Origin of the sequence: Pseudomonas sp. LjRoot277 (assembly GCF_964253845.1) — a bacterium.
Lineage (GTDB): Bacteria > Pseudomonadota > Gammaproteobacteria > Pseudomonadales > Pseudomonadaceae > Aquipseudomonas.
On sequence record NZ_CAXURI020000001.1, the window covers coordinates 2,657,365 to 2,675,034 of the forward strand.

Genomic DNA, 17,670 nt, shown 5'->3' on the forward strand with positions numbered 1-17,670 from the left:
ACAAAGCGTCGCAAAACTGGCTTGCTGCGTTGAAGTGGGGTATTTGTGTTCGGCCCGGCATGGGGCCGGAGGGGAGTGAGCTGTGGCGAAGAAATTAGAGTTCTGGGGGATTCTAGGGACAGTCGTTTACCTGGTAATCATTGCCGCAACCGTTGCCTTTAAGTTTGAAAAGTTTCTAGCTCTTGAACTTAATGAACTTGGCGACTTCCTTGCAGGAGCATTCGGGCCGATCGCCTTCCTTTGGCTGGTACTCGGCTTTCTGCAGCAAGGCCGAGAGCTAAGATTGAGCACCGATGCCTTACAGCTTCAAGCGGAAGAGCTGAAACATTCGGTAGAGCAACAGTCGATAATGGCCGATGCGGCGGTGCGCCAGATCGACGCAGCAAGGCAAGCTCTTGAACTGCAAATGCAGGAGTCCGAGAGAGCACTGATAGCCGATTTCGAAGTCAGGGCTATTTCTAAAAGCGGCGGGTCAGAAGGGTTCCGAAATAGGATAAAAATAATAAATAACCGGAACGTCGCTTACAAAGTAACCAGCGAGATAAGCGGCCGCCTCCCCTTTAATCAAAAGAATAAGCACGGAACGCTGAGAGCAGGGGCTGAGGTGGAGTTGGAGTTGGTTCTACCCCACGCCCCTCTCTCGGAACCTCAAGAAGGTGAATTCGTGATCATGTACGAAGACGTAAACGGAGTGCCTCGCATTGACACCTTTCACGTCCACCTGACTGACGAGAATTGGGTCGTCATAGAGAAGCGCAGGAACAAAAGCTCAAAGGTAGTGATGGCGTAGACAAGCTTCACTCACTGCCAATCATTCGTAACTCTTCGCGCCTATACGCCAGCTCCAACTTCCGCGACACGTTTTCGGGGATGATGTATTCGTGTCGCGGCGGGGCCAATAGCGGGGCGGACTTTTGAGGCCCTAACGCATGAAGATGGTGAATCATCAGTGTGATCGCCTCGCCCTGTTCCTCGATGCCGCTCCAGGCCATCAGCTCAGCCAGCGCTTGTCGTGTGCCGGCCATGCAATGCAGCCTGATTTCTTCCTCGCCGCGAGTCTTTCGCCTCGCCGCAGTCTTTGCCGATCGGTCTTTCTGCGCGGCTGCCATGGTCTACCTCGGCTATGCCACTGGCCGGAAGCGCCAGCCAGGTTTGTCGTTTTCGTTGTTGGGTGCGGAAACGTCTCACGCTGCTACCTTGACCTGATTCCAGGCCCCGACCGCTTCAAAGATCCGCGCGGCATGAGCTTCGTCGAGCGACAAGGACTCCGGAATTGCGATCCATCCAGAGGCCACCATCTGACTTTGATTGGCGGAATCGCGCAGCTTCTTGTAGCAATGCTCGATCACGTCTTCCAAGTGATCTGAGAGATAGACGCCGTCCGGTGCCACCTCAATCGACTTGCTGTAGCGGTCGCCGCGGGCATCAATACAGAGCGCGCTGAGGTAGATCGTCCATCGATGGGGGATGCCACACACGGCCTGGCCAATCTTCCCGGGAGCAATGTTCTTCAGCGACTTGTAATTGATCATGCCCTGGTGACCGCTGGGGTCGATGTTCACCACTGCAACGTGGTTGGTGGCCAGCAGAGAACGACACGATCGGTCGATGCGAGCCTTGAGGTTGTGAGGTTTCCTTTTACTCATAGTGAGTCCGCCATTAACCGGAGAGCCTTTCGATCAGCGGCTGTCAACGCCTTAGGCTTTCTCTTGAGGACCGTGCCGGGGTCGATTTTCTGTGATCGGGCAGGCGGCAGCGGATTGCGCGGCGGGCTTTTCAGTTGGGCGATTTGCCCGCCGGCAGCCAGAAATTCGGCGGTCCGATTGGAAATTGATTCCGCGTTCTGCCGCTGCTGCTCGACCAAGTTGAGGTGGTTGCTGATCATGATCAGGCTCCTAAACGATGGGCTTGCGCCCTGGCCTTGTCCGCGACCTCATCAACCATGCGATTCAGTTCCAGATTGAACTGGACCAGCTCTTTGTGCAGGTTGGCGATGTAGTCTTCGTCGCGGTGAATCGTCTCGATGTAGAGCTGGCACTCTTCATCTTGACGAGAATCGAAGGACAGAAAGTCCCACCATTTCCGTCCCGTAACGAACATGCAGCCCTGGACCTGCGGCATGTGTTCCTCGGGCATACCTTCGAGCCATGTCCTGACGTGTATCGCCTCATTGAAGGGGCACTTCGACTCGGTGCCGCCGTCATCGTTGATCAGGCCGTCTGGCGAGCAGCCGAGCCAGTCGTACTTCGGGTGGACGATGAACTCTGACGGTATGACGATGTTGCCGGTCAACATCTCGTAGGCGTCCTGAGCCTTTTGTTCTTCGGTGTGACCCCACTTCATGGAAGCGCTGCTGACGTTGTGCTTGGACTTCTTTGCCAGTCGCTCAAAGCACAGTTCGCGCATGTATGAGGTGCGCGCTCCCATAGGCTCGCGCTTCCCATTTTTGTCAGGCTTCCCCCAGGCAATCACATCTTTAAACCGACTGGCTGTCACTCGGCCAGATCGGTCTGCATGCCACTTTTCAGTGCCCTGAAGTTCCGTTCTCACTACGCCGCTTCCTCGACCTGAGGCAGGCCGTCGTTGTTGCCAGTCATATCGGTAAAGTCGCCATCAACGGTTGCCGCCATGTTCTTGAGCGCTTCGTGGCATTCCAGGCCGATCGCTGCGCGCTGCTTAGGCTTGAGACCTGCCCAGGCTTTCGCATAGGCTTCGATGTCCTGCCGCTTCGCGACGACCAAAAGGTCTGCGAATACTCCGTCGATTTCCGGCGACGGGGATTTCGGGCCGAACGACACACCAGCAGCGGCAGCGGTGTTTGAAGCCTGCTTCGCAGGGGTGATATCGATTTCGCCGCCGTACGAGTCTTCGAATTCATCGGGCGTGTAGACGCCGAGGATGACGTCAGGGCAGAAGAGTCGCGCCCATTTTTTAGTCACCAAATAGGCAATCTGCTGCTTTGGATCTTCCGCCCAAAGCGTAGAGTTCCGAGTGCGGACCTGGGTGAGCAGAAGTTCCAGGATGCGTGGCTCGTCTTCGCCTTTGAAGGTTGCCCAGACCTTGATCCCGAGGCCTCTCTCGTCGTCAAAGCTCCAGGCCGGAACGCGATACTTCTTGAACTCGCCAGTGTCCTCGTCCTTCTTGGTCTTGCTGGTGACTTCGCGCATCTTCCCGATGACGTTTTCCCAGGATCCGAACCATTCGAAGTTCAGTCGACCCTTGACTGGGGCCTTGGCGGTGATCACCGCGTTAACGAGCTGAGCTTCATAGCTCAATGCGCCACCGTTGACGATGAACGTCTTCTGCGCAACAGCGAATGGGTTCATCTGCCACTGCATTGCTTGCAGCACTACCGCCATGCAGTCAGCTTGATTGCCCTTCAGATGCTTGGGGACTGTTGTTACGCCCTTCGACATCATCAGCGCGAGGTCGCTCATCGACTTCATGGTGCCTGGATCGAGAATGAGTGCTGCCGCGTTGTGCGATGGATCGTGGTAGGTGGCGAGGCCGGTTGGTGCTTGGGTGTCTGAATCGGTCATTGCGCTCTCCGTGGCCGACAAGGAGTGGGTCGACCATTCGATGGAAAGGGGGATTAGAAGCGGATGGCGCGAAGCCAAGCGCGAGCAGTGTCGAGGTCCACGTCGAAGCCCAGGGCTACAACCTCGACAATGTCGTCAACCGATGGCGCGGTCGTAGTCGCATCGTCGGATTCGTCGGCGACCGCATGTGCGCTAATAGGTGCGACTTCGACCTTATCTGTGACCGCGGGCGCAGCTACTGAAGTGGTTGGAGCGGGTGCGGCAGCCTGGGCGCGCAGACGGGCCAGCTCTTCCTGGTCACGTTGATACTGTGCGTCGCGTTCGCGCTGCTGGCGCTGTTGCTCTTCCTGTTGCTCACGCTGTTGGCGTTGCTGTGCTTCCATGTCGCGGCGCTGCTGGTCCAGTTCGTCCTGCTGTTGCTTCAAGCGCTTGCGGTCCTCCTCGGCACGCTGCTTGCGCAACTCCTCAGCTTCAGCGTCGGCAATGCGTTGCTTCTCGCGCAGCTCATCAAGTTCTTTCTGCTGGGCCAGCAGCTTGGCGGCAGCCTCTTCTCGTTCAACGGCAGACTTGTGCAGCGTTTCAAGCTGATCAATAGCGTTGTCGCGGGCGATGGTGCCTTCAGCTTCGAACTCGGCATATTCTTCGGGTAGGATCACCGATTCTTTGACGTCTTGCAGAATGGCCGCCACATCGGCAGCGCTACGGCTTGCATATGCGGCAGCGACAGAGCTGAAGCGGGTAATCTTTGCCCGGATGGCTTCGACACGTTCAGCCTCGACACGCTCGCGCTCGGCTTTGGCGTCAGCTGCGCGTTTTTCCTCGGCCTTAATTGCTTCGTCGACAGGCGTTTCAATTGCCAGCACACGATCTTTCAGCGTCTCGCCGAACTCCTTAACCTGGTTGACGCGAGCCTGGGCATCTTTGACTTTCTGCTGATAGGGCACGAGTGCCGTCTTGGTGGTGTTCGCCAGGGCGTAGCGCACGTCGCGGATATCAACGCGAACTTCCTTCGCATTCGCCAAACCTTCGCTGGTCGAGCAGTCAACGACCAGCTTCGCGTAAGTGGTCTCCAGACGAACGATCTGTTCTTCGTGCGGCCGATATTCGGCGATATCGGTGACGGCTACCGCAGGGGCTACAGATTTTTGTACATCGTCGCTTTCGCTAGCTTCGAGCGGTTCTTGTGCGAGTGCTTGTTTAGTATTTGCGGACATGACAGTTCCTTGCGGCGCGGTGCGCAGCTTTGAAGGTGTGGGTTATTGAGTGATCTGGCCGGGGTAGGCGCTTGCCAGCATCCAGGCCGTGAAGAAGAGCAGGGCGATGGCTGAACCGCGCCAGAACCAAAAGCGTTTTGCGCGCTGATAGGAAGTCATGGCCGAACCCTCACCGCGATCCGGCCGCCTTTCATGGTTGCCGCCAGACGGCGAGGCAGGCTGGCGACCAGAGCTTCACGAGACTTGCCAATCACCTCGTTGAACGGCAGGCCGAAACCCAGCAGGACCAGCTTCGATTCGATCTCGTCGAGCTGCTCGTCGATCAGTGATTTAACTGGAGGGGTCGTCATGCTGCAGCTCCTTGCCGGATCGATTCGTTATAGGTGGCGCAGATCTGGTCGATGCGCGCCCTATAGTGACGCTGCTCACCGTCGTCGATGACGCGCAGCAGGTAGGCCAACGTGATTACTGATGTCGCCGCCGAGCTGGCGTTCGATTTGCCCAAATCGCGGATCATGTTGTTGATCTCGCCTTCGATCCAGGTGACAGCCGTCTGGTGATCGCGTTCTTCAGTGTTCACGCTGCGCCTCCTTTTGGCGGGCACACCATTTCCATTTGCGCCATGGTTGCGGCAATGCGCTGCTTCAGGCTTTTGCGCTCTTCAATTGCACGGGCGGCACGATCAGCCAGCGCCTGGGTACGCATCTGCTCGGCAGCTTCGTAGTCGTGGAACTCGTCAGGCTGCGATTTCTTCTCGCGGCCCCAAGCGTCGTAACGCCTGTCCCACTCTCGAGCCTGCGCACCATCTGCATAGCTGGTTGCCATGGTCGCCTCCAGGGTGGTGGGTTAAGCGTCTTTCGCTTCGCCGGTGAAGGTGTCGATTACCGCCTGGGCCTGATCCTGCACATCGAGGAACAGAATGTTCGCCGGGGGAAAGATGTCGACACGGCCGTCCGGAAACTCGACGACCGCCACGGTGAAGTTTCCAAAGCCCGTTTCAGCTTCAATCGTGTCTACACCCCAGTGATGGAACAGCGCTTTACCAGCGCTCTTGAAGCCGGAGCGGGAATTGCCGATTCGAGTCATAACTGGGCGCATCGCAAATACCTCTGTGGTTGATCCAACAAAACTCGGCTGCACTCATCCGTTCCGCTGGTTGCCGTTGGGCGCGGAGGGGAGTGCATGCGGGTGGTGTCGGAGGGTATAAATGAGGGCAGGGATAAATAAGGAAATTTCTATGTCACTGCTGGATCTTGATTTGATTTCGAAGGCTTTGCCTCAAGCCTGGAAGTCCACCGTGCTTGGGCGGGTAGGCAACTCCAATATCAAAGTTCTACGCATGGATGAAATGCCCTCTGCGGCAGAGGTGCATGACTACACCGAAGGCTTGTTAGTCATTTCAGGACAACTGCTGCTGGGTGTTGAAGGTGAAGCCATCTCCGTAGGGGAGGGGCAGATATACTTGGCCGAAGCCGGTGTTCCGCACGCGGTGTTAACCGGAAGTCATGGGACCTTAGTCATTATTGATATTTGAGGGGCCGCAGGCGCCCGGCACTGCCCGGGACGTGTCGAGTCTGGCCAGCTATGCCCTCGGACTCGCCTGCGGTAACTCGCCCAGGCTCGCTACTGGCGACGGCCTGGACTTGCAGCATCAAGTTGTCTTCGCGCTGGGGTGGCCTACCGGAATTCCGGCCGATGCGCGGTGACATCAACGACCTGCTGTCCGCTGCCTGAATGAGTGTTGGGCGCAGCCTTCAGGCTTGCTGCTCCACGCGGGGTGAATCGTTCAGCTACTTCATGGCGCATCCTCCGTGACGTGGGCAACTCCGAGCATTCCTCGGTAGTTGGTTGTGATGCAGGTGGGCGGTTATAGGCCGCAGTTTCGTCCGCATCGGGGTGTGATCTGGCAGGTGCCAATCCCTGCATCGACCCGAGTTCATTCCTCCGGATCTCGCTGGATGGAAGCTGTGCTGCTTGGCGGCAGGATTCAGATCACACCCCGATGCGCTCTCATAGAGAGGATCGGGCAGTTAACGACAGGCTGTCGTGGCGCTGACGTTCTGGCAGAAATAGGTGCCCGGATATTTACCCACGCCGGGCCGTGGTAGTCTCGCGGTCCCTACGACTGCGAGAACAACCTATGACAAAGTATTTTCATATTGCTCCCACCATGCTTGGAGAAGGAACTGTTGTACTGCCAGGAAATTTCGGTCGAAACTTGAAGGCTTACTCAGTTGGTCCGAGAGGTCCGGAAGGTCATTTTCTTAACTTGGCCAGAGAGCTGATTTTCGAGAGCGTCAGAAACCAATACCACCCTGAAAAAGTGTCTCGATTTGAGGCGTGCTTCCTTTTCGAAAGTCACGAGGATGCCCGGAGGCTTGGGCATTACATCAATACGTCTGGCGTTATCTATGAGGCATCGATCGTCAATCAGGACGCGAAGATTCATCGGGGTGATTTTTCTATATTTCAAGATCACACCCTTCAACAACAGATATCTTTCATGGAGCTGCATGAGGGGCAGGCCAAGGGCTATTGGGCCAATACACCTCAGATGCGCATAGGGACGGGTGGAGTTTGGGTTGTTGAAACAGAAATCTTGACCGACAGCCCGATACGCTTGGAGCGCCGGATAGGATTTGTTAACGATCCGGTTCTTTTAGGTTAGGATCAATATGTTGATGGTAGCGCCAATCTCGACTTGGAACGGCCGGACCACTATCGAAGTTTCTTATCGGTGCACCTGGTGAGACTTTTTTAAGATCCGCCATAGTCGGCTGTTGGTCCCTGCTGTTCGGCAGGTCCAACGGGGCAATCACCACCATTTCTTTTTCAAATTTCATATCTGTTTCCCTCGGTTGTCATCCCAAAGCCCGCTCGGTGAACGAGCTTCAGTGATGCTTTCCGCCGTGACCCGCTGCTGGCGTCGGTCACTGGCCTATCTCAAATTGTTCTTCCAGCCGCGGGCCTTTCGGCTTGTTCTCCCGCTGGATAACTGTTCTTGGCGTTTTACGCTGCACGCCTGGGTCAGTTGCCAACCCTCTGAACCGTTGAGGCCGGTTCATCGCTGCCTTTGAATCTGGGCCGGTGGTGATCCGGCAAGGTGAAGCGGTGAAGCTAAAGAACGGAAGATCTCTCGACCCTTCGCAGCTGGCCCCTGATTGGGTGCCGGTTGCGATGGAGCAAAAGTAGCACTGCTACTAAATCAAGTAAATAGCACTGCTAATATATTTTCATGCGGGCACAAAAAAGCCCGCACATGGCGGGCTCTTTGTATGGGGTCAAATCCTTTTGTCTGTCCAATCTGCGCTGCGTTCTGTGAGCGCTTCGTGAAAAGCATGTCGCAGATACGAAAAAGCCCGGCGCTGGGCCAGGCTTTAGCCATGTCAGAAAAACTGTTAATGGGCCTGTGCCACTCCACGTAGAACCGTAGCAGAAGCGGTTTGCGATCTAGCGCTGGCAATGTTCCCTAGCGACACCACGCCAACTAGGCGCTTGTCACGGTTGAGTACAGGCAAGCGGCGGAGCTGAATGTCGGCCATGTTTTTTGCCACATGTTCAACGTCCTCATCCTCAAAGCAGTAGCGGACGCCACCACTCATTATTTTGCTGATCGGGGTGTCCCCCGCGAGTCCTATGGCTACGCCTCTGATGGCGATGTCTCGGTCCGTGATCATACCAATCAGGCGTTCTTGCTCCTCGATCATAATGGCGCCGCTGTCGATCTTGGCCATGAGGCTGGCTGCTTCTTGGATTGTGTGGCTGGGTTTGGCTGTTTTAACGTCCTTCGTCATTACTTCCGAAATCTTCATGAAAAGACTCCTTTTAAGTGATGATTCAGTGGGCAAGGGGGTGCCATTTATTTCGACTGATAGAGGACGAAAGGAGTTCATACCGTTTCGCCCCCACTGGTCGACGCAAGACAAAGCGGTGCCCTATCGATAGCGGCTGGTGAGGACTGTTTTGATCGCTGCTCTGAAGAAGAGCTCATCGTCCGCTCCCTGCGTTGACGCATTAGCGGACTGGAGTGAAAGCCGATCACAAAAAAGAAGCCCGGCGCTAGGCCGGGCATCTTTTTGATTCAATAGTTACGCACCTAAAAGAACCACTTGCTCTGCCCCAGCTGATGCCGATGTTACGGGGATATATCCGACGTTTACAGATCTTGCCTCGCCGGCAATTTCCTCATTCAAGAGCTGAATGTTTTGGCGCTGCCGAACCCCTAATGTCGGGTCATCTGATCGAGGAACTGCCGATATCAAAACTGCTTTATCAATTCCCGTAATTTCCCGGCAGCGCTGAAGTTCAAATATCCGTGCCCTTGCGTCTCTTAAGCTCGGACCCGGTCTGATGGGGGTCACCACATTGAAATGCAATGCGGCTCGCGGAGAAACGAATCCGAATCGCACCTTATCGCCGCCAGAAAAAAGAACTGCATGGCGCCCGAAATAATCTTCAAGATTTGGGTGATCTCTAACTACCAGATCCCGAATTTCCGTACTAAATCGTTTTGTCACTTCTTCAGAAAGAGGGATGTCCTGTTCTTGAGCGGAGTCGAATTTATCAAGGTTCGCCAAGCTTGAGTACAGTAGGGCCGCAGTGCGCAGAAGCTCTGCTCTTGATTGGGCCTCTGTAGTTCTTTCCTCGCCAGCGTATAGGCCTGATATTGAAACACCCAGCCTCTCAAGCGACGCGGCTGATTTGGCTGCTTCGCCAAAGAGCTTCAGTCCAAACTCGATCAAGTTTATGGCGCCGTTTGCGGCATCTTGGCCATAAAGCGCTGCGAGCACGTCGTCGCGGATAATTCTTACGGCTTCCCATTGGCCGTCATAGCAAAAAACTACGCCCGCCATTAGACGCTCCCCAGTCCCTGAAACAGGCTCCCAAAAAAGAGGCCTCCAAGGATGAAGTGCGACCGAACTCGATGACTTCGATAAGGTTTTCATGCGCGTGATAGTAGGTCATCGGCAGCTGGAAAGCGACTCAGCAACCGATTCCCCATCGACGCCAACCTTGCGGATAGTTCGGTGATAGGCTTCTCAAGATCTGCGACGGTGACTAAACAAGATGCGACCAATTGCGGTGCCTTTCTGTCCAGCATCATCCACGATGCTATTGCTGACTGGCTAAATGACTCTCCCACGCCTGAGGCATTGGCCATCAAGCACAATTTGTTCACATCTTGCATAAACCCTTCTGCATTCCCTAGCGCATGGGCATGATCAATCCAGGCTTCTGTCACACCATCCCAGAGAACGTTTCCGAGATTGCGGTCCCTGTTATCGATAGCCTCATCTGCCGTTGCTGCAAGAGGTGCGGACGGAAGACTGCAAATCAAATTGCACGCCATACCCAAGGCTGCATCATATTCCGGTGAGCCGGGGTGAAGGGCGTCGATGCCTAAACGCTGAGATAGGTTGGGATAACCTGTATCGGCACTGGCGAAAGCTAACTCGCCTTCAAGATCGACGAGATAAGAAGAGGGTACAGTCAAACCCCACGCCCTCAGGAGCATGCCACAAAAAGCCTCGGCAATTATTTGCTCTCTGGGGCCTCTTTTCAGAATCGCAGCAACTAAGTTTCCGTCGACGCGAAGAGTGCATCGGTGCGCTCCTGTGACGCCTATACCTACAGGTCTCTCAGTACCCTTTACAATCTCAGCCCATTCGACTTTCACTGCTATCCCTCGCTAGTAGCTTTAATGGCTGGCTCAGCCTTACCCCGCACAATCCTTCCCGCTATCACCTCATCAGCATAAGCAGTCAGCCCGCCATCGCGATTCTCAGCGCTACCGCAGCCTCAAGCAGCTTATTTGCCTGGTTCGAGACAGCCATTGCCAGGACATCATTTCCAGCGTCTCTCAGCATTGCTGCCAAATCGAGCAGTTTCCCCACTTCGATCTCAACGACGCGAACGGATTCGGTTATCTGGTATTGAAGTGAGTGCGCCATGCCGTCATTCCTCGTTCCAGAACCAAGACGGTCTTCAATGAAGAACCCTGCGACTTTCGCCAATCCTGATTCGGTCCAGCGCCCGGTTTAGAGAGTCCAAGGCATCAAGGAGGGCTTTCGCCTCGGTCTCTCGACCATCTCCCCAAAGGCGTTCAGCCATTTTGTTCAGGGCTTGGATAGAGCGCTCAATTTCAGCTGCGGACGCCGCTGTTTTACTTTCCGGCTTTTTCTTCGGCATTCAGTAACCCTTCGGCAGGGCATCGCTCTGTCAATTGTTAGCGCGAGTACATCGCCCGCTAGATCACGCGGCCAAAGATCGCGGACTGCACGATTTTACCCCTCACAATCCTTCCCGACTTCACGCTTTCCAGGTCCCGTTAGCGTCTACGGTTCATGGTAGAGAAAAACGCTCTTTTCCTTCGATTCATTTGCAGCGCTCAGCGCTCTTGCAGCCAAGGCAATAGTTTCACGGTATTGAAAGTGATATCGAGGAGGCAGGACTAATACGCTGGTCCACCATGGTTCGCCATCTATTGGCAGAGGCAGATCATGGCAAAAAAGCTGGTTCTCGTCAGCCCTCGGACCCAATGCAATTCTGAGCTCGCGCGTAAGGTCCGATGCTCCGGGGCGAGTGTAGTGGTTAGCCAGCACCACGCCGTAAGCTTTCAGTGCTGCAAGAATTTCACCAAGGTTTGACTCGTCATTCAGTACGGCTACTACCGGCATATCGCTCTCCTTGCAATGCTGATCAAAATTCCTCAACTCCACAAACCGACAGTTCTCGTCGACGAGCTGAGTCTATCTGGAGTACATCGCCCACCAGAACACGTGTCCAAGAATCGCGATCTGCTGCTCCTGGATCTCCCGGAAGGTGTAGTCCTCGTCCGGGTGCTCATCACGATTGAAGCTGCGCAGACGAATGCCAGTGGGCAGGCGGTAGACCTGCTTCACGCGGAGCTGGCCGTTGTGGTTGATCGCGTACATGTCGCCGTCGACGATATCGCCAAGCGAGTTCTTTCCGACGTTCACGCCTACCGTGGCGCCGTCGCGCAGCACTGGCAGCATGCTGTTGCCGCTCACCACCACGCATTTCGCGTTGCTGAACTGCACATTGTTGTGACGCAGGTCTTTTTTGAAGAAGCGAAGCCGGGATTTGTCACTTTCCTCAATCACGAAACGGCCTGATCCGGCCGACAGTTCGACTTCGCGCAAGAAGGGGACGTAGACCTCGTCGTCATCCAGGGGCGTGTCGTCGTCCCAAGGCTTAATATCCGACATCTGGTCGCTTGGCCGGAGCATTGAGTGCATTATTTCGTGTCCTAAGGACCACATTAATCGTGGACTTACCTCCTTTACATCGAAGTCCAAGGCTTTGGCCAGCTTTAGGAGGGCCTCTACGTTCAGCGGTACCTTTCCTGTTGCGTACTGGCTGAACGCACTTTGTCCAGACCATCCGCATGCCTCGGCTACATCGGCTTGCGTGAGGTTGCGTCCGGCCGCTTTAGCAGCAGCCTTTCGCTGTTCATAAATAGCCTTAAGCCTAGTGCTCTCGGCCACCTCTTCGGAGGTTAGGGGGCGACGTGTTTTCATGTCGAAAGAATATTAGCAGAACTGATATTTCTGCAAATAGCACAGCTAGTAATTTGTTGCTGATAAAAAGCAGCGCTGCTACTATCCATGGCGTATAACAGGCCGTGGAAATTCCATGAAAAAGATTCCTTTGAGCAAATATCTAGAAGAGTACGGCACCCAAGCCGCGCTTGCTGCTGCTCTCGGCGTGAACCAGAGCGCTATTTCGCAAATGGTCCGGTCCGGTAGAAGCATCGAAATCACCATTTTTAGTGACGGCCATCTTGAGGCGAACGAGATTCGTCCGATTCCTGCGCGTCCGAAGCGATCTGCCGCCTGAAGAAATAAGCGCTGCCGATCCACTGAATAAATTTTCGCCCACCCGCTGGCAGGGCGCCACGGAAACAAATTTGAGGTTTTACGAATGGAAGATTTCCTGCGGGCCTGCCAGAGCGCTGTTCTGGACAACGAGGCAAAAGCACTGGCGGCAAAGATGGGCGTTCCGCATGTAGGTCTTCTTCAGCGCGCAAACCCGGATAACGATGCTCACCACCTGACCGTGGAGCATCTGTTCGGGATCTTGCTGCACACCGGCGACATGCGCCCGCTGCTGACCCTGGCCAATGAGTTTGGTTTCGGCCTGGTCGCTAAGACCGCACCCAAGCCTCAAGCGCTGACCAAGTCGCTGATCAACGTCGGCAAGGAAGTGGCGGATCTGACTATCGCAGTTCACCAGGCACTCGACGATGACCGCGTCAACACCATCGAGAAAACCCTGATCCGCCAAGAAATAAACCATGTTCGGCAGAGCCTGGACGTGATGGATGCATCAGTGAAGGCAGCCTGATGTTTTCGCATGCGGAATGTTTTGGTCCGTAAGAGCCGAGAAATATTCAGCGGGTTTTCCGGATTTGGAGCACTGCCTGCCCACTATTTAGGAGTAGCTGAAGGAAACCCCAGGCACAAAAAAGCCGACGGTCGAGGTCGGCTAATTCATTAACACTTTGTGAGGCCGATTATGCAGAGCCAACCCAATTCAAGCAATACTTCTTCCAATGTCGCGACACGTTTTGTTAATTCCGAAAACGTGTCGCGTACCACGATGTCTTCCCGCGAAATTGCAAATGTCACGGGCAAGCGTCACCCAGATGTGAAGCGTGACATCCAGTCCATGGCAACAGAGCTTGGAGAAGATGTGAGCGCTTTTGCTCATATCTATCGGGACAGCATGAACCGCGAGCAGACTGAGTATTTGCTTGATCGCGAGCACACTGACTGCCTGCTCACTGGCTACAGCGCACCGATGCGGATGAAGGTGATACGCCGCTGGCGCGAGCTTGAACAGCAGCAGGGCGCCCGTGAGCAAGTCCTGCTCAGCGGAACCAAAGTCGTCGGTGAGCTGGCGATTCTTGAGTGCTTCACACGTCTCCTGAAGCCGGCGCCATCCAGTCAAATGCTGATGCTGGCCAAGATCGCCGCGAACAACGGTCTCGACGCCAAGTTCCTCCCTGGCTACGCCATCGACGCTGCGCCGGACGCTACCGGCGGCAGTTCCATGCCGACCAAGGCCGTCACCGCACTGATCAAAGACTTCGACCTGCGCACGTCGGCGCCAGCCTTTAACAAGCTGCTGGAAGCTCACGGATTCCTCAAGGAGATGCAGCGCCGTAACTCCAAGCAGGAATACGTCGGCTTCTGGTCGGTGACTGAGAAAGGCCTGGCCTACGGCAAAAACCTCACCAGCCCCCAATCCCCCCGCGAGACGCAGCCACACTGGTACGTCGATCGTTTCCTCCAACTGGCCAAACTGGTCGGGAAGGCCTGACATGCAATACACCGTCACGATCAATCAGGTGAAAGCGCTGGAGTGGGGGCTGAATTCTCAGCAAGCCCTGCTGTTCGCCTTCGTCTACGAGAGCCCGAGCTGGGCCAATCCAATCAAGACGGATACCGGAATTTACTTCGCGCTGAGCAAGAGCAAGATCGTTGACGAACTGCCGCTGCTCACAGATAAACCGGACACCGCTTACCGCCTACTGAAAGCCCTGCGTGATGCCGGTCTGATCGAGCTGTCGAGCACTTCCAGCATCACGCTGATCCGCCTGACCGAGAAGGCCAAAGAGTGGAATCGTAAACTGGATGGGTCGGAAAAATATCCGACCTCTGATGCTATTGAGGGTCGGAAAAAAATCCGATCTACCTCGGATAAATCTCCGAGCAAGGTCGGAAAAAAATCCGGGCAAGGGTCGGAAAAATCTCCGACAAATCAGGGTACCAATAATCAAGGTACCAATCAGGTAACCAGTAATCAGGATTTGCAGGACAGCTCGGACAAGCCGAGCCGCTCCGGCGGTCTGGTGCTGGTCGTGGATCGCACCGAGGCGCCACGGGTAGAAATCCCTGCCGACATGCCGGGCCCTAAAGACCAGACCTGCAAGACGTTCAAGACTTGGGCCAACTACGCCATGTCCTACCGCAAGCGGTACAAGGCATGGCCGGTCTGGAACGCCAAGGTGGGAGGGCAGGTTGGTTTGCTGATCGGCCGCCTCGGTATCGACGTCGCCCACAGCGTTGCCGCGTACTACGTCGGGATCAGCGATGCCCAACTGATCCGCAAGTGCCACAGCGTCAGCGAGCTGCTGGCTAACGCCGAGAGCTACCACACGCAGTGGGTCACCCAGACGCAAATCAACGGCCGCACTGCCCGCCAACTGGAAGATACCCAGGCCAACATCAACGCCGCGCAGGAAGCTGCCCGAAACATCCGTGAGGGAGGGTCGCGCAATGCTTTCCTCTGATGATCGCGCACAACTGGCCGGCGCCATTTGCGCTACCGCCGAAACCCTGGGCCAGACCATCAGCGCCACTGCTGCCGAACTGATGGCCGAAGACTTGGCTGTATTTGCCCCGGCCGATATCCGCAAGGCGCTGCAGTCCTGCCGCCGGGAACTGACCGGAAAGCTGACCCTGGCCGCAGTCCTGCAACGCATTCAGGCCGAAGATGGCCGCCCGGGCAAGGACGAAGCATGGGCTATCGCCATGACCACGAACGACGAGTTCGAAACCGTGGTGCTGACCGATGAAATCCAGCTCGCCTTGGCGGCGGCGAAGCCCGTCCTCGATGCCGGCGACAAGATCGGCGCCCGCATGGCGTTCATCAGCGCTTACGAGCGATTTGTCGTCCAGGCCCGAGACGACGTGAAACCGGTGAACTGGCATGTGTCCGTAGGGTTTGACGCGAACCGGCGCACCGCGGCGATCACCAAGGCCGTGCAGATGCAGCGCATTCCCCAGGAGCGCGGGCAGCTTTATCTGGCCGACTTGAGTGTGGTGCCGGTCACTGAAGATGGTCGCGCCCTGGCTGGTTTGATCACCGGTGAAGTGACCCGACCGACGCCAGCAGTTCGCGAAAAAATCATGGGTGTGAAGGATTCGATGATGGAGATGCGAGCGGCTACCGCCGCAAGGAAGGACGAAATGCGGATGGAGGCTGCCAATGAGTTGGCAAATCGCCGGGCCCTGCTGCTGAAGCAGGTCGATGAACTGGTGTCGGGGAGGGCGTCCAATGGCTGAGCTCGCATTGATCCGCACCGCCCAGGGGTTGGTGCCGGCCACCGAAGCTGATCGTGAAACCGTCCAGAAGTGGAAGGCAGGCCAGATCATTCACGGCAAGTTCACCCGCATGCGCAACGGTAAGTTCCACGGCAAGTTCTTCTCGATGCTCGACCTAGCGTGGGAGTACTGGGAGCCGGTCGGTGGGTTGATCCCGCGCCAAGAGATGCGTGGCATTCAGGGGCTGGCCAAGTTCTTCGAAGCGCAGAGCGGGAAACCGGGGCAACTGTCGCACGCGGTCGCCGCTTACATCACCGGCCTTGAGTCGGCTCGCGCTGAGCGTTTCCCGGCAGTAGACAAGAGCCGCGAAGCTTTCCGTGAGTGGGTGACGATCGAGGCCGGCCATTTCCACCTGGTGCACACACCCGAGGGGATCCGCAAAGAGGCCAAGTCGATCAGTTGGGCAAACATGGACGATACCGCTTTCGAGCCGCTTTACCGCGACGTGTTCAACGCCTGCTGGCGGTTGGTGCTGTCTGCACACTTTGAGAATGAAGCTGACGCGCTTTCTGCGGCTGATCAGTTGGGGAGTTACGCATGAAGCGGACAGAATTGAAGCGCACCACGCCGTTGAAGTCTGGAGTCATCCAGGCTCGCGAACGCCGCAAGAAGCGCTGCAAAGTGTGCAAGGCCATGTTCACCCCGGCTCGCGACTTCCAGGCCGTGTGCGGGGAGATCGCTTGCGCCATTGCCCACGCACCGGCGAATCAGGTGCGAGCGCGCAAAGCTTTGGCTGATGTCGAGCGCCGCGAGATCAAGGTCCGCAAGGAGAAGCTGAAGAGCCGGGCCGACCACCTCAAGGATACGCAGGTCGCTTTCAACGCCTGGGTGCGTGAGCGCGACGCCGAGCTGCCTTGCATCAGTTGCGGTCGGCACCACCTGGGCAAGTACGACGCCGGGCATTACCGGACGGTGGGGAGCAATCCGGCGCTGCGCTTCGAGCCTCTGAACTGCCACCGGCAATGCTCGCCCTGCAATACGCACAAGTCGGGCGACATCGTGAACTACCGCATCGAGCTGGTGAAGCGCATCGGCGCCGACAAGGTGGATTGGCTGGAGGGGCCGCATGAGCCCAAGCGCTACACCATCGAAGAACTGAAAACCATCAAGGCCGAGTATCGGGCGAAGACCAGGGAATTTAAGGGGGCAGCAGCATGACCTATCGCAACGTGGTATCCGCAGTCGTTCGGGCGCTCGCCGCCGAAACGATCACCTCTGCCGGCGGCTGCGACTTCGAGCCAAAGGTGCAATGCGCCAAGCAAAAGGGCGAGATCGTCGGCAAGGAGGCAGCATTCCTCACTGACTGCTGGGTGTTCGGTCGTCTGCACAAATCCCTGTCGGCAGCTCACTGGCGCGTGCTGGTAGCGAAGTTCTCGACGCACACTGACCGCAAACATGCCGCCATTGCCGAACTGACCAAGGTGATGCGCTCACCGGCGCCCGAGCGATTCCTGCATTGCGCGGTCGTCACTTGGGCACTGCCGAAGCTGCCGGGCGTAGATGGCAAACGCTCGACCAATGTGCTGCCTGCCGGGTGGTACGAGATGGACAACTGGGCTGACGAGCCTCATCCGATCAAGACGCAAGAGCGGTGGCGTCGGGACATTCGCAAGGGCCTGGAGAGGGAAGTGGACGAGGCTTTGATTGAGGCTCAACACATTCTCGACGATGAAGGCCTATTAGTGGCAAATGCGGCTTGACGGTGATTGAGCCAATGAGCCAATATGTACCCATCCTGTCATTCCTACGCGTTTAGGAGTGATGCAAAGAGCCCAGCCATTTGAG

The 17,670-nt window shown here is 56.2% G+C and carries 29 protein-coding genes; 11 read left to right on the top strand and 18 right to left on the bottom strand.

The features are described from left to right. Window positions 1-82 precede the first annotated feature (82 nt). The gene (locus tag ACSQ87_RS12610; protein WP_436273618.1) at window positions 83-790 is read left to right on the top strand and encodes a hypothetical protein; all 708 of its coding nucleotides are present in this window, start codon (window positions 83-85) and stop codon (window positions 788-790) included. A 7-nt stretch (window positions 791-797) separates the two neighbouring features. On the opposite strand, the gene ACSQ87_RS12615 is transcribed toward ACSQ87_RS12610, so the two are convergent. From ACSQ87_RS12615 to ACSQ87_RS12660, 10 genes are all read right to left on the bottom strand, one after another. Further along, a complete protein-coding gene (locus tag ACSQ87_RS12615; protein ID WP_436273619.1) occupies window positions 798-1,109 on the bottom strand; it encodes a hypothetical protein in 312 nt (103 codons plus the stop codon). A 75-nt stretch (window positions 1,110-1,184) separates the two neighbouring features. Continuing rightward, window positions 1,185-1,646, bottom strand: coding sequence for a hypothetical protein (locus ACSQ87_RS12620; protein ID WP_134420190.1), 462 nt, complete (start codon window positions 1,644-1,646; stop codon window positions 1,185-1,187). Continuing rightward, window positions 1,643-1,885, bottom strand: a complete 243-nt coding sequence (locus ACSQ87_RS12625) for a hypothetical protein (protein ID WP_436273620.1) — start codon at window positions 1,883-1,885, stop codon at window positions 1,643-1,645. The genes ACSQ87_RS12620 and ACSQ87_RS12625 overlap by 4 nt, the downstream gene beginning before the upstream one ends. A gap of 2 nt (window positions 1,886-1,887) precedes the next feature. Further along, entirely contained in the window at window positions 1,888-2,550 is a 663-nt protein-coding gene (locus ACSQ87_RS12630; RefSeq protein WP_436273621.1) for a lambda exonuclease family protein, read from the bottom strand. Then, window positions 2,550-3,539 (bottom strand): RecT family recombinase, encoded by a 990-nt coding sequence (locus ACSQ87_RS12635; RefSeq protein WP_436273622.1) that lies wholly within the window; start codon window positions 3,537-3,539, stop codon window positions 2,550-2,552. The genes ACSQ87_RS12630 and ACSQ87_RS12635 overlap by 1 nt, the downstream gene beginning before the upstream one ends. A gap of 53 nt (window positions 3,540-3,592) precedes the next feature. Further along, window positions 3,593-4,753, bottom strand: a complete 1,161-nt coding sequence (locus ACSQ87_RS12640; protein ID WP_436273623.1) for a hypothetical protein — start codon at window positions 4,751-4,753, stop codon at window positions 3,593-3,595. 155 nt (window positions 4,754-4,908) lie between these two features. After that, window positions 4,909-5,103, bottom strand: coding sequence for a hypothetical protein (locus ACSQ87_RS12645; protein WP_008075831.1), 195 nt, complete (start codon window positions 5,101-5,103; stop codon window positions 4,909-4,911). Further along, window positions 5,100-5,333, bottom strand: a complete 234-nt coding sequence (locus ACSQ87_RS12650) for a hypothetical protein (RefSeq protein ID WP_436273624.1) — start codon at window positions 5,331-5,333, stop codon at window positions 5,100-5,102. Before ACSQ87_RS12650 ends, ACSQ87_RS12645 begins: the two co-directional genes overlap by 4 nt. Further along, entirely contained in the window at window positions 5,330-5,578 is a 249-nt protein-coding gene (locus tag ACSQ87_RS12655; protein WP_436273625.1) for a hypothetical protein, read from the bottom strand. The genes ACSQ87_RS12650 and ACSQ87_RS12655 overlap by 4 nt, the downstream gene beginning before the upstream one ends. Window positions 5,579-5,599: 21 nt before the next feature. Then, the gene (locus ACSQ87_RS12660; protein ID WP_436273626.1) at window positions 5,600-5,851 is read right to left on the bottom strand and encodes a hypothetical protein; all 252 of its coding nucleotides are present in this window, start codon (window positions 5,849-5,851) and stop codon (window positions 5,600-5,602) included. A gap of 139 nt (window positions 5,852-5,990) precedes the next feature. On the opposite strand from ACSQ87_RS12660, the gene ACSQ87_RS12665 reads away from it, so the two are divergent. Together ACSQ87_RS12665 and ACSQ87_RS12670 are read left to right on the top strand one after the other, a co-directional pair. Beyond that, complete coding sequence (locus ACSQ87_RS12665) at window positions 5,991-6,287, top strand: cupin domain-containing protein (protein ID WP_436273627.1); 297 nt, start codon at window positions 5,991-5,993, stop codon at window positions 6,285-6,287. A gap of 606 nt (window positions 6,288-6,893) precedes the next feature. Then, on the top strand, window positions 6,894-7,421 hold the full coding sequence (locus ACSQ87_RS12670; protein ID WP_436273628.1) for a hypothetical protein: 528 nt from the start codon (window positions 6,894-6,896) through the stop codon (window positions 7,419-7,421). Here the strand turns inward: ACSQ87_RS12670 and ACSQ87_RS12675 are convergent. From ACSQ87_RS12675 to ACSQ87_RS12710, 8 genes are all read right to left on the bottom strand, one after another. Beyond that, on the bottom strand, window positions 7,396-7,596 hold the full coding sequence (locus tag ACSQ87_RS12675; protein WP_436273629.1) for a hypothetical protein: 201 nt from the start codon (window positions 7,594-7,596) through the stop codon (window positions 7,396-7,398). The two genes, ACSQ87_RS12670 and ACSQ87_RS12675, sit on opposite strands and share 26 nt — an antisense overlap. A 555-nt stretch (window positions 7,597-8,151) precedes the next feature. Then, window positions 8,152-8,565, bottom strand: coding sequence for a CBS domain-containing protein (locus tag ACSQ87_RS12680; protein ID WP_436273630.1), 414 nt, complete (start codon window positions 8,563-8,565; stop codon window positions 8,152-8,154). A 276-nt stretch (window positions 8,566-8,841) separates the two neighbouring features. Continuing rightward, window positions 8,842-9,606 (bottom strand): hypothetical protein, encoded by a 765-nt coding sequence (locus ACSQ87_RS12685; protein ID WP_223430006.1) that lies wholly within the window; start codon window positions 9,604-9,606, stop codon window positions 8,842-8,844. Between the two features lie 89 nt (window positions 9,607-9,695). After that, the gene (locus tag ACSQ87_RS12690) at window positions 9,696-10,247 is read right to left on the bottom strand and encodes a hypothetical protein (RefSeq protein ID WP_436273631.1); all 552 of its coding nucleotides are present in this window, start codon (window positions 10,245-10,247) and stop codon (window positions 9,696-9,698) included. Window positions 10,248-10,515: 268 nt separating this feature from the next. Beyond that, entirely contained in the window at window positions 10,516-10,704 is a 189-nt protein-coding gene (locus ACSQ87_RS12695; protein ID WP_223430004.1) for a hypothetical protein, read from the bottom strand. 34 nt (window positions 10,705-10,738) lie between these two features. Continuing rightward, complete coding sequence (locus tag ACSQ87_RS12700) at window positions 10,739-10,942, bottom strand: hypothetical protein (protein ID WP_223430003.1); 204 nt, start codon at window positions 10,940-10,942, stop codon at window positions 10,739-10,741. Between the two features lie 146 nt (window positions 10,943-11,088). Then, the gene (locus tag ACSQ87_RS12705; RefSeq protein ID WP_223430002.1) at window positions 11,089-11,430 is read right to left on the bottom strand and encodes a hypothetical protein; all 342 of its coding nucleotides are present in this window, start codon (window positions 11,428-11,430) and stop codon (window positions 11,089-11,091) included. Between the two features lie 72 nt (window positions 11,431-11,502). Continuing rightward, window positions 11,503-12,294, bottom strand: a complete 792-nt coding sequence (locus tag ACSQ87_RS12710; protein ID WP_223430001.1) for a LexA family transcriptional regulator — start codon at window positions 12,292-12,294, stop codon at window positions 11,503-11,505. Between the two features lie 115 nt (window positions 12,295-12,409). Between ACSQ87_RS12710 and ACSQ87_RS12715 the strand changes: the two genes are divergently transcribed. The 8 genes from ACSQ87_RS12715 (at window position 12,410) to ACSQ87_RS12750 (ending at window position 17,585) form a co-directional block, all read left to right on the top strand. Further along, window positions 12,410-12,613 carry a Cro/CI family transcriptional regulator gene (locus ACSQ87_RS12715; RefSeq protein WP_223430000.1) on the top strand — a complete coding sequence of 68 codons (204 nt, stop codon included), beginning with the start codon at window positions 12,410-12,412 and terminating at the stop codon, window positions 12,611-12,613. An 84-nt stretch (window positions 12,614-12,697) separates the two neighbouring features. Then, window positions 12,698-13,120, top strand: a complete 423-nt coding sequence (locus ACSQ87_RS12720) for a phage regulatory CII family protein (protein WP_223429999.1) — start codon at window positions 12,698-12,700, stop codon at window positions 13,118-13,120. A gap of 171 nt (window positions 13,121-13,291) precedes the next feature. After that, entirely contained in the window at window positions 13,292-14,098 is an 807-nt protein-coding gene (locus ACSQ87_RS12725; RefSeq protein WP_223429998.1) for a Rha family transcriptional regulator, read from the top strand. A 1-nt stretch (window position 14,099) separates the two neighbouring features. Beyond that, window positions 14,100-15,071, top strand: coding sequence for a phage replication protein (locus tag ACSQ87_RS12730; RefSeq protein WP_223429997.1), 972 nt, complete (start codon window positions 14,100-14,102; stop codon window positions 15,069-15,071). After that, entirely contained in the window at window positions 15,058-15,846 is a 789-nt protein-coding gene (locus ACSQ87_RS12735; protein ID WP_223429995.1) for a hypothetical protein, read from the top strand. Before ACSQ87_RS12730 ends, ACSQ87_RS12735 begins: the two co-directional genes overlap by 14 nt. Further along, entirely contained in the window at window positions 15,839-16,426 is a 588-nt protein-coding gene (locus tag ACSQ87_RS12740) for a DUF1367 family protein (protein WP_129444647.1), read from the top strand. Before ACSQ87_RS12735 ends, ACSQ87_RS12740 begins: the two co-directional genes overlap by 8 nt. Next, complete coding sequence (locus tag ACSQ87_RS12745; RefSeq protein ID WP_436273632.1) at window positions 16,423-17,043, top strand: recombination protein NinG; 621 nt, start codon at window positions 16,423-16,425, stop codon at window positions 17,041-17,043. Before ACSQ87_RS12740 ends, ACSQ87_RS12745 begins: the two co-directional genes overlap by 4 nt. Continuing rightward, the gene (locus ACSQ87_RS12750) at window positions 17,040-17,585 is read left to right on the top strand and encodes a hypothetical protein (protein ID WP_223429991.1); all 546 of its coding nucleotides are present in this window, start codon (window positions 17,040-17,042) and stop codon (window positions 17,583-17,585) included. Before ACSQ87_RS12745 ends, ACSQ87_RS12750 begins: the two co-directional genes overlap by 4 nt. The last annotated feature ends 85 nt before the right edge of the window (window positions 17,586-17,670 follow it).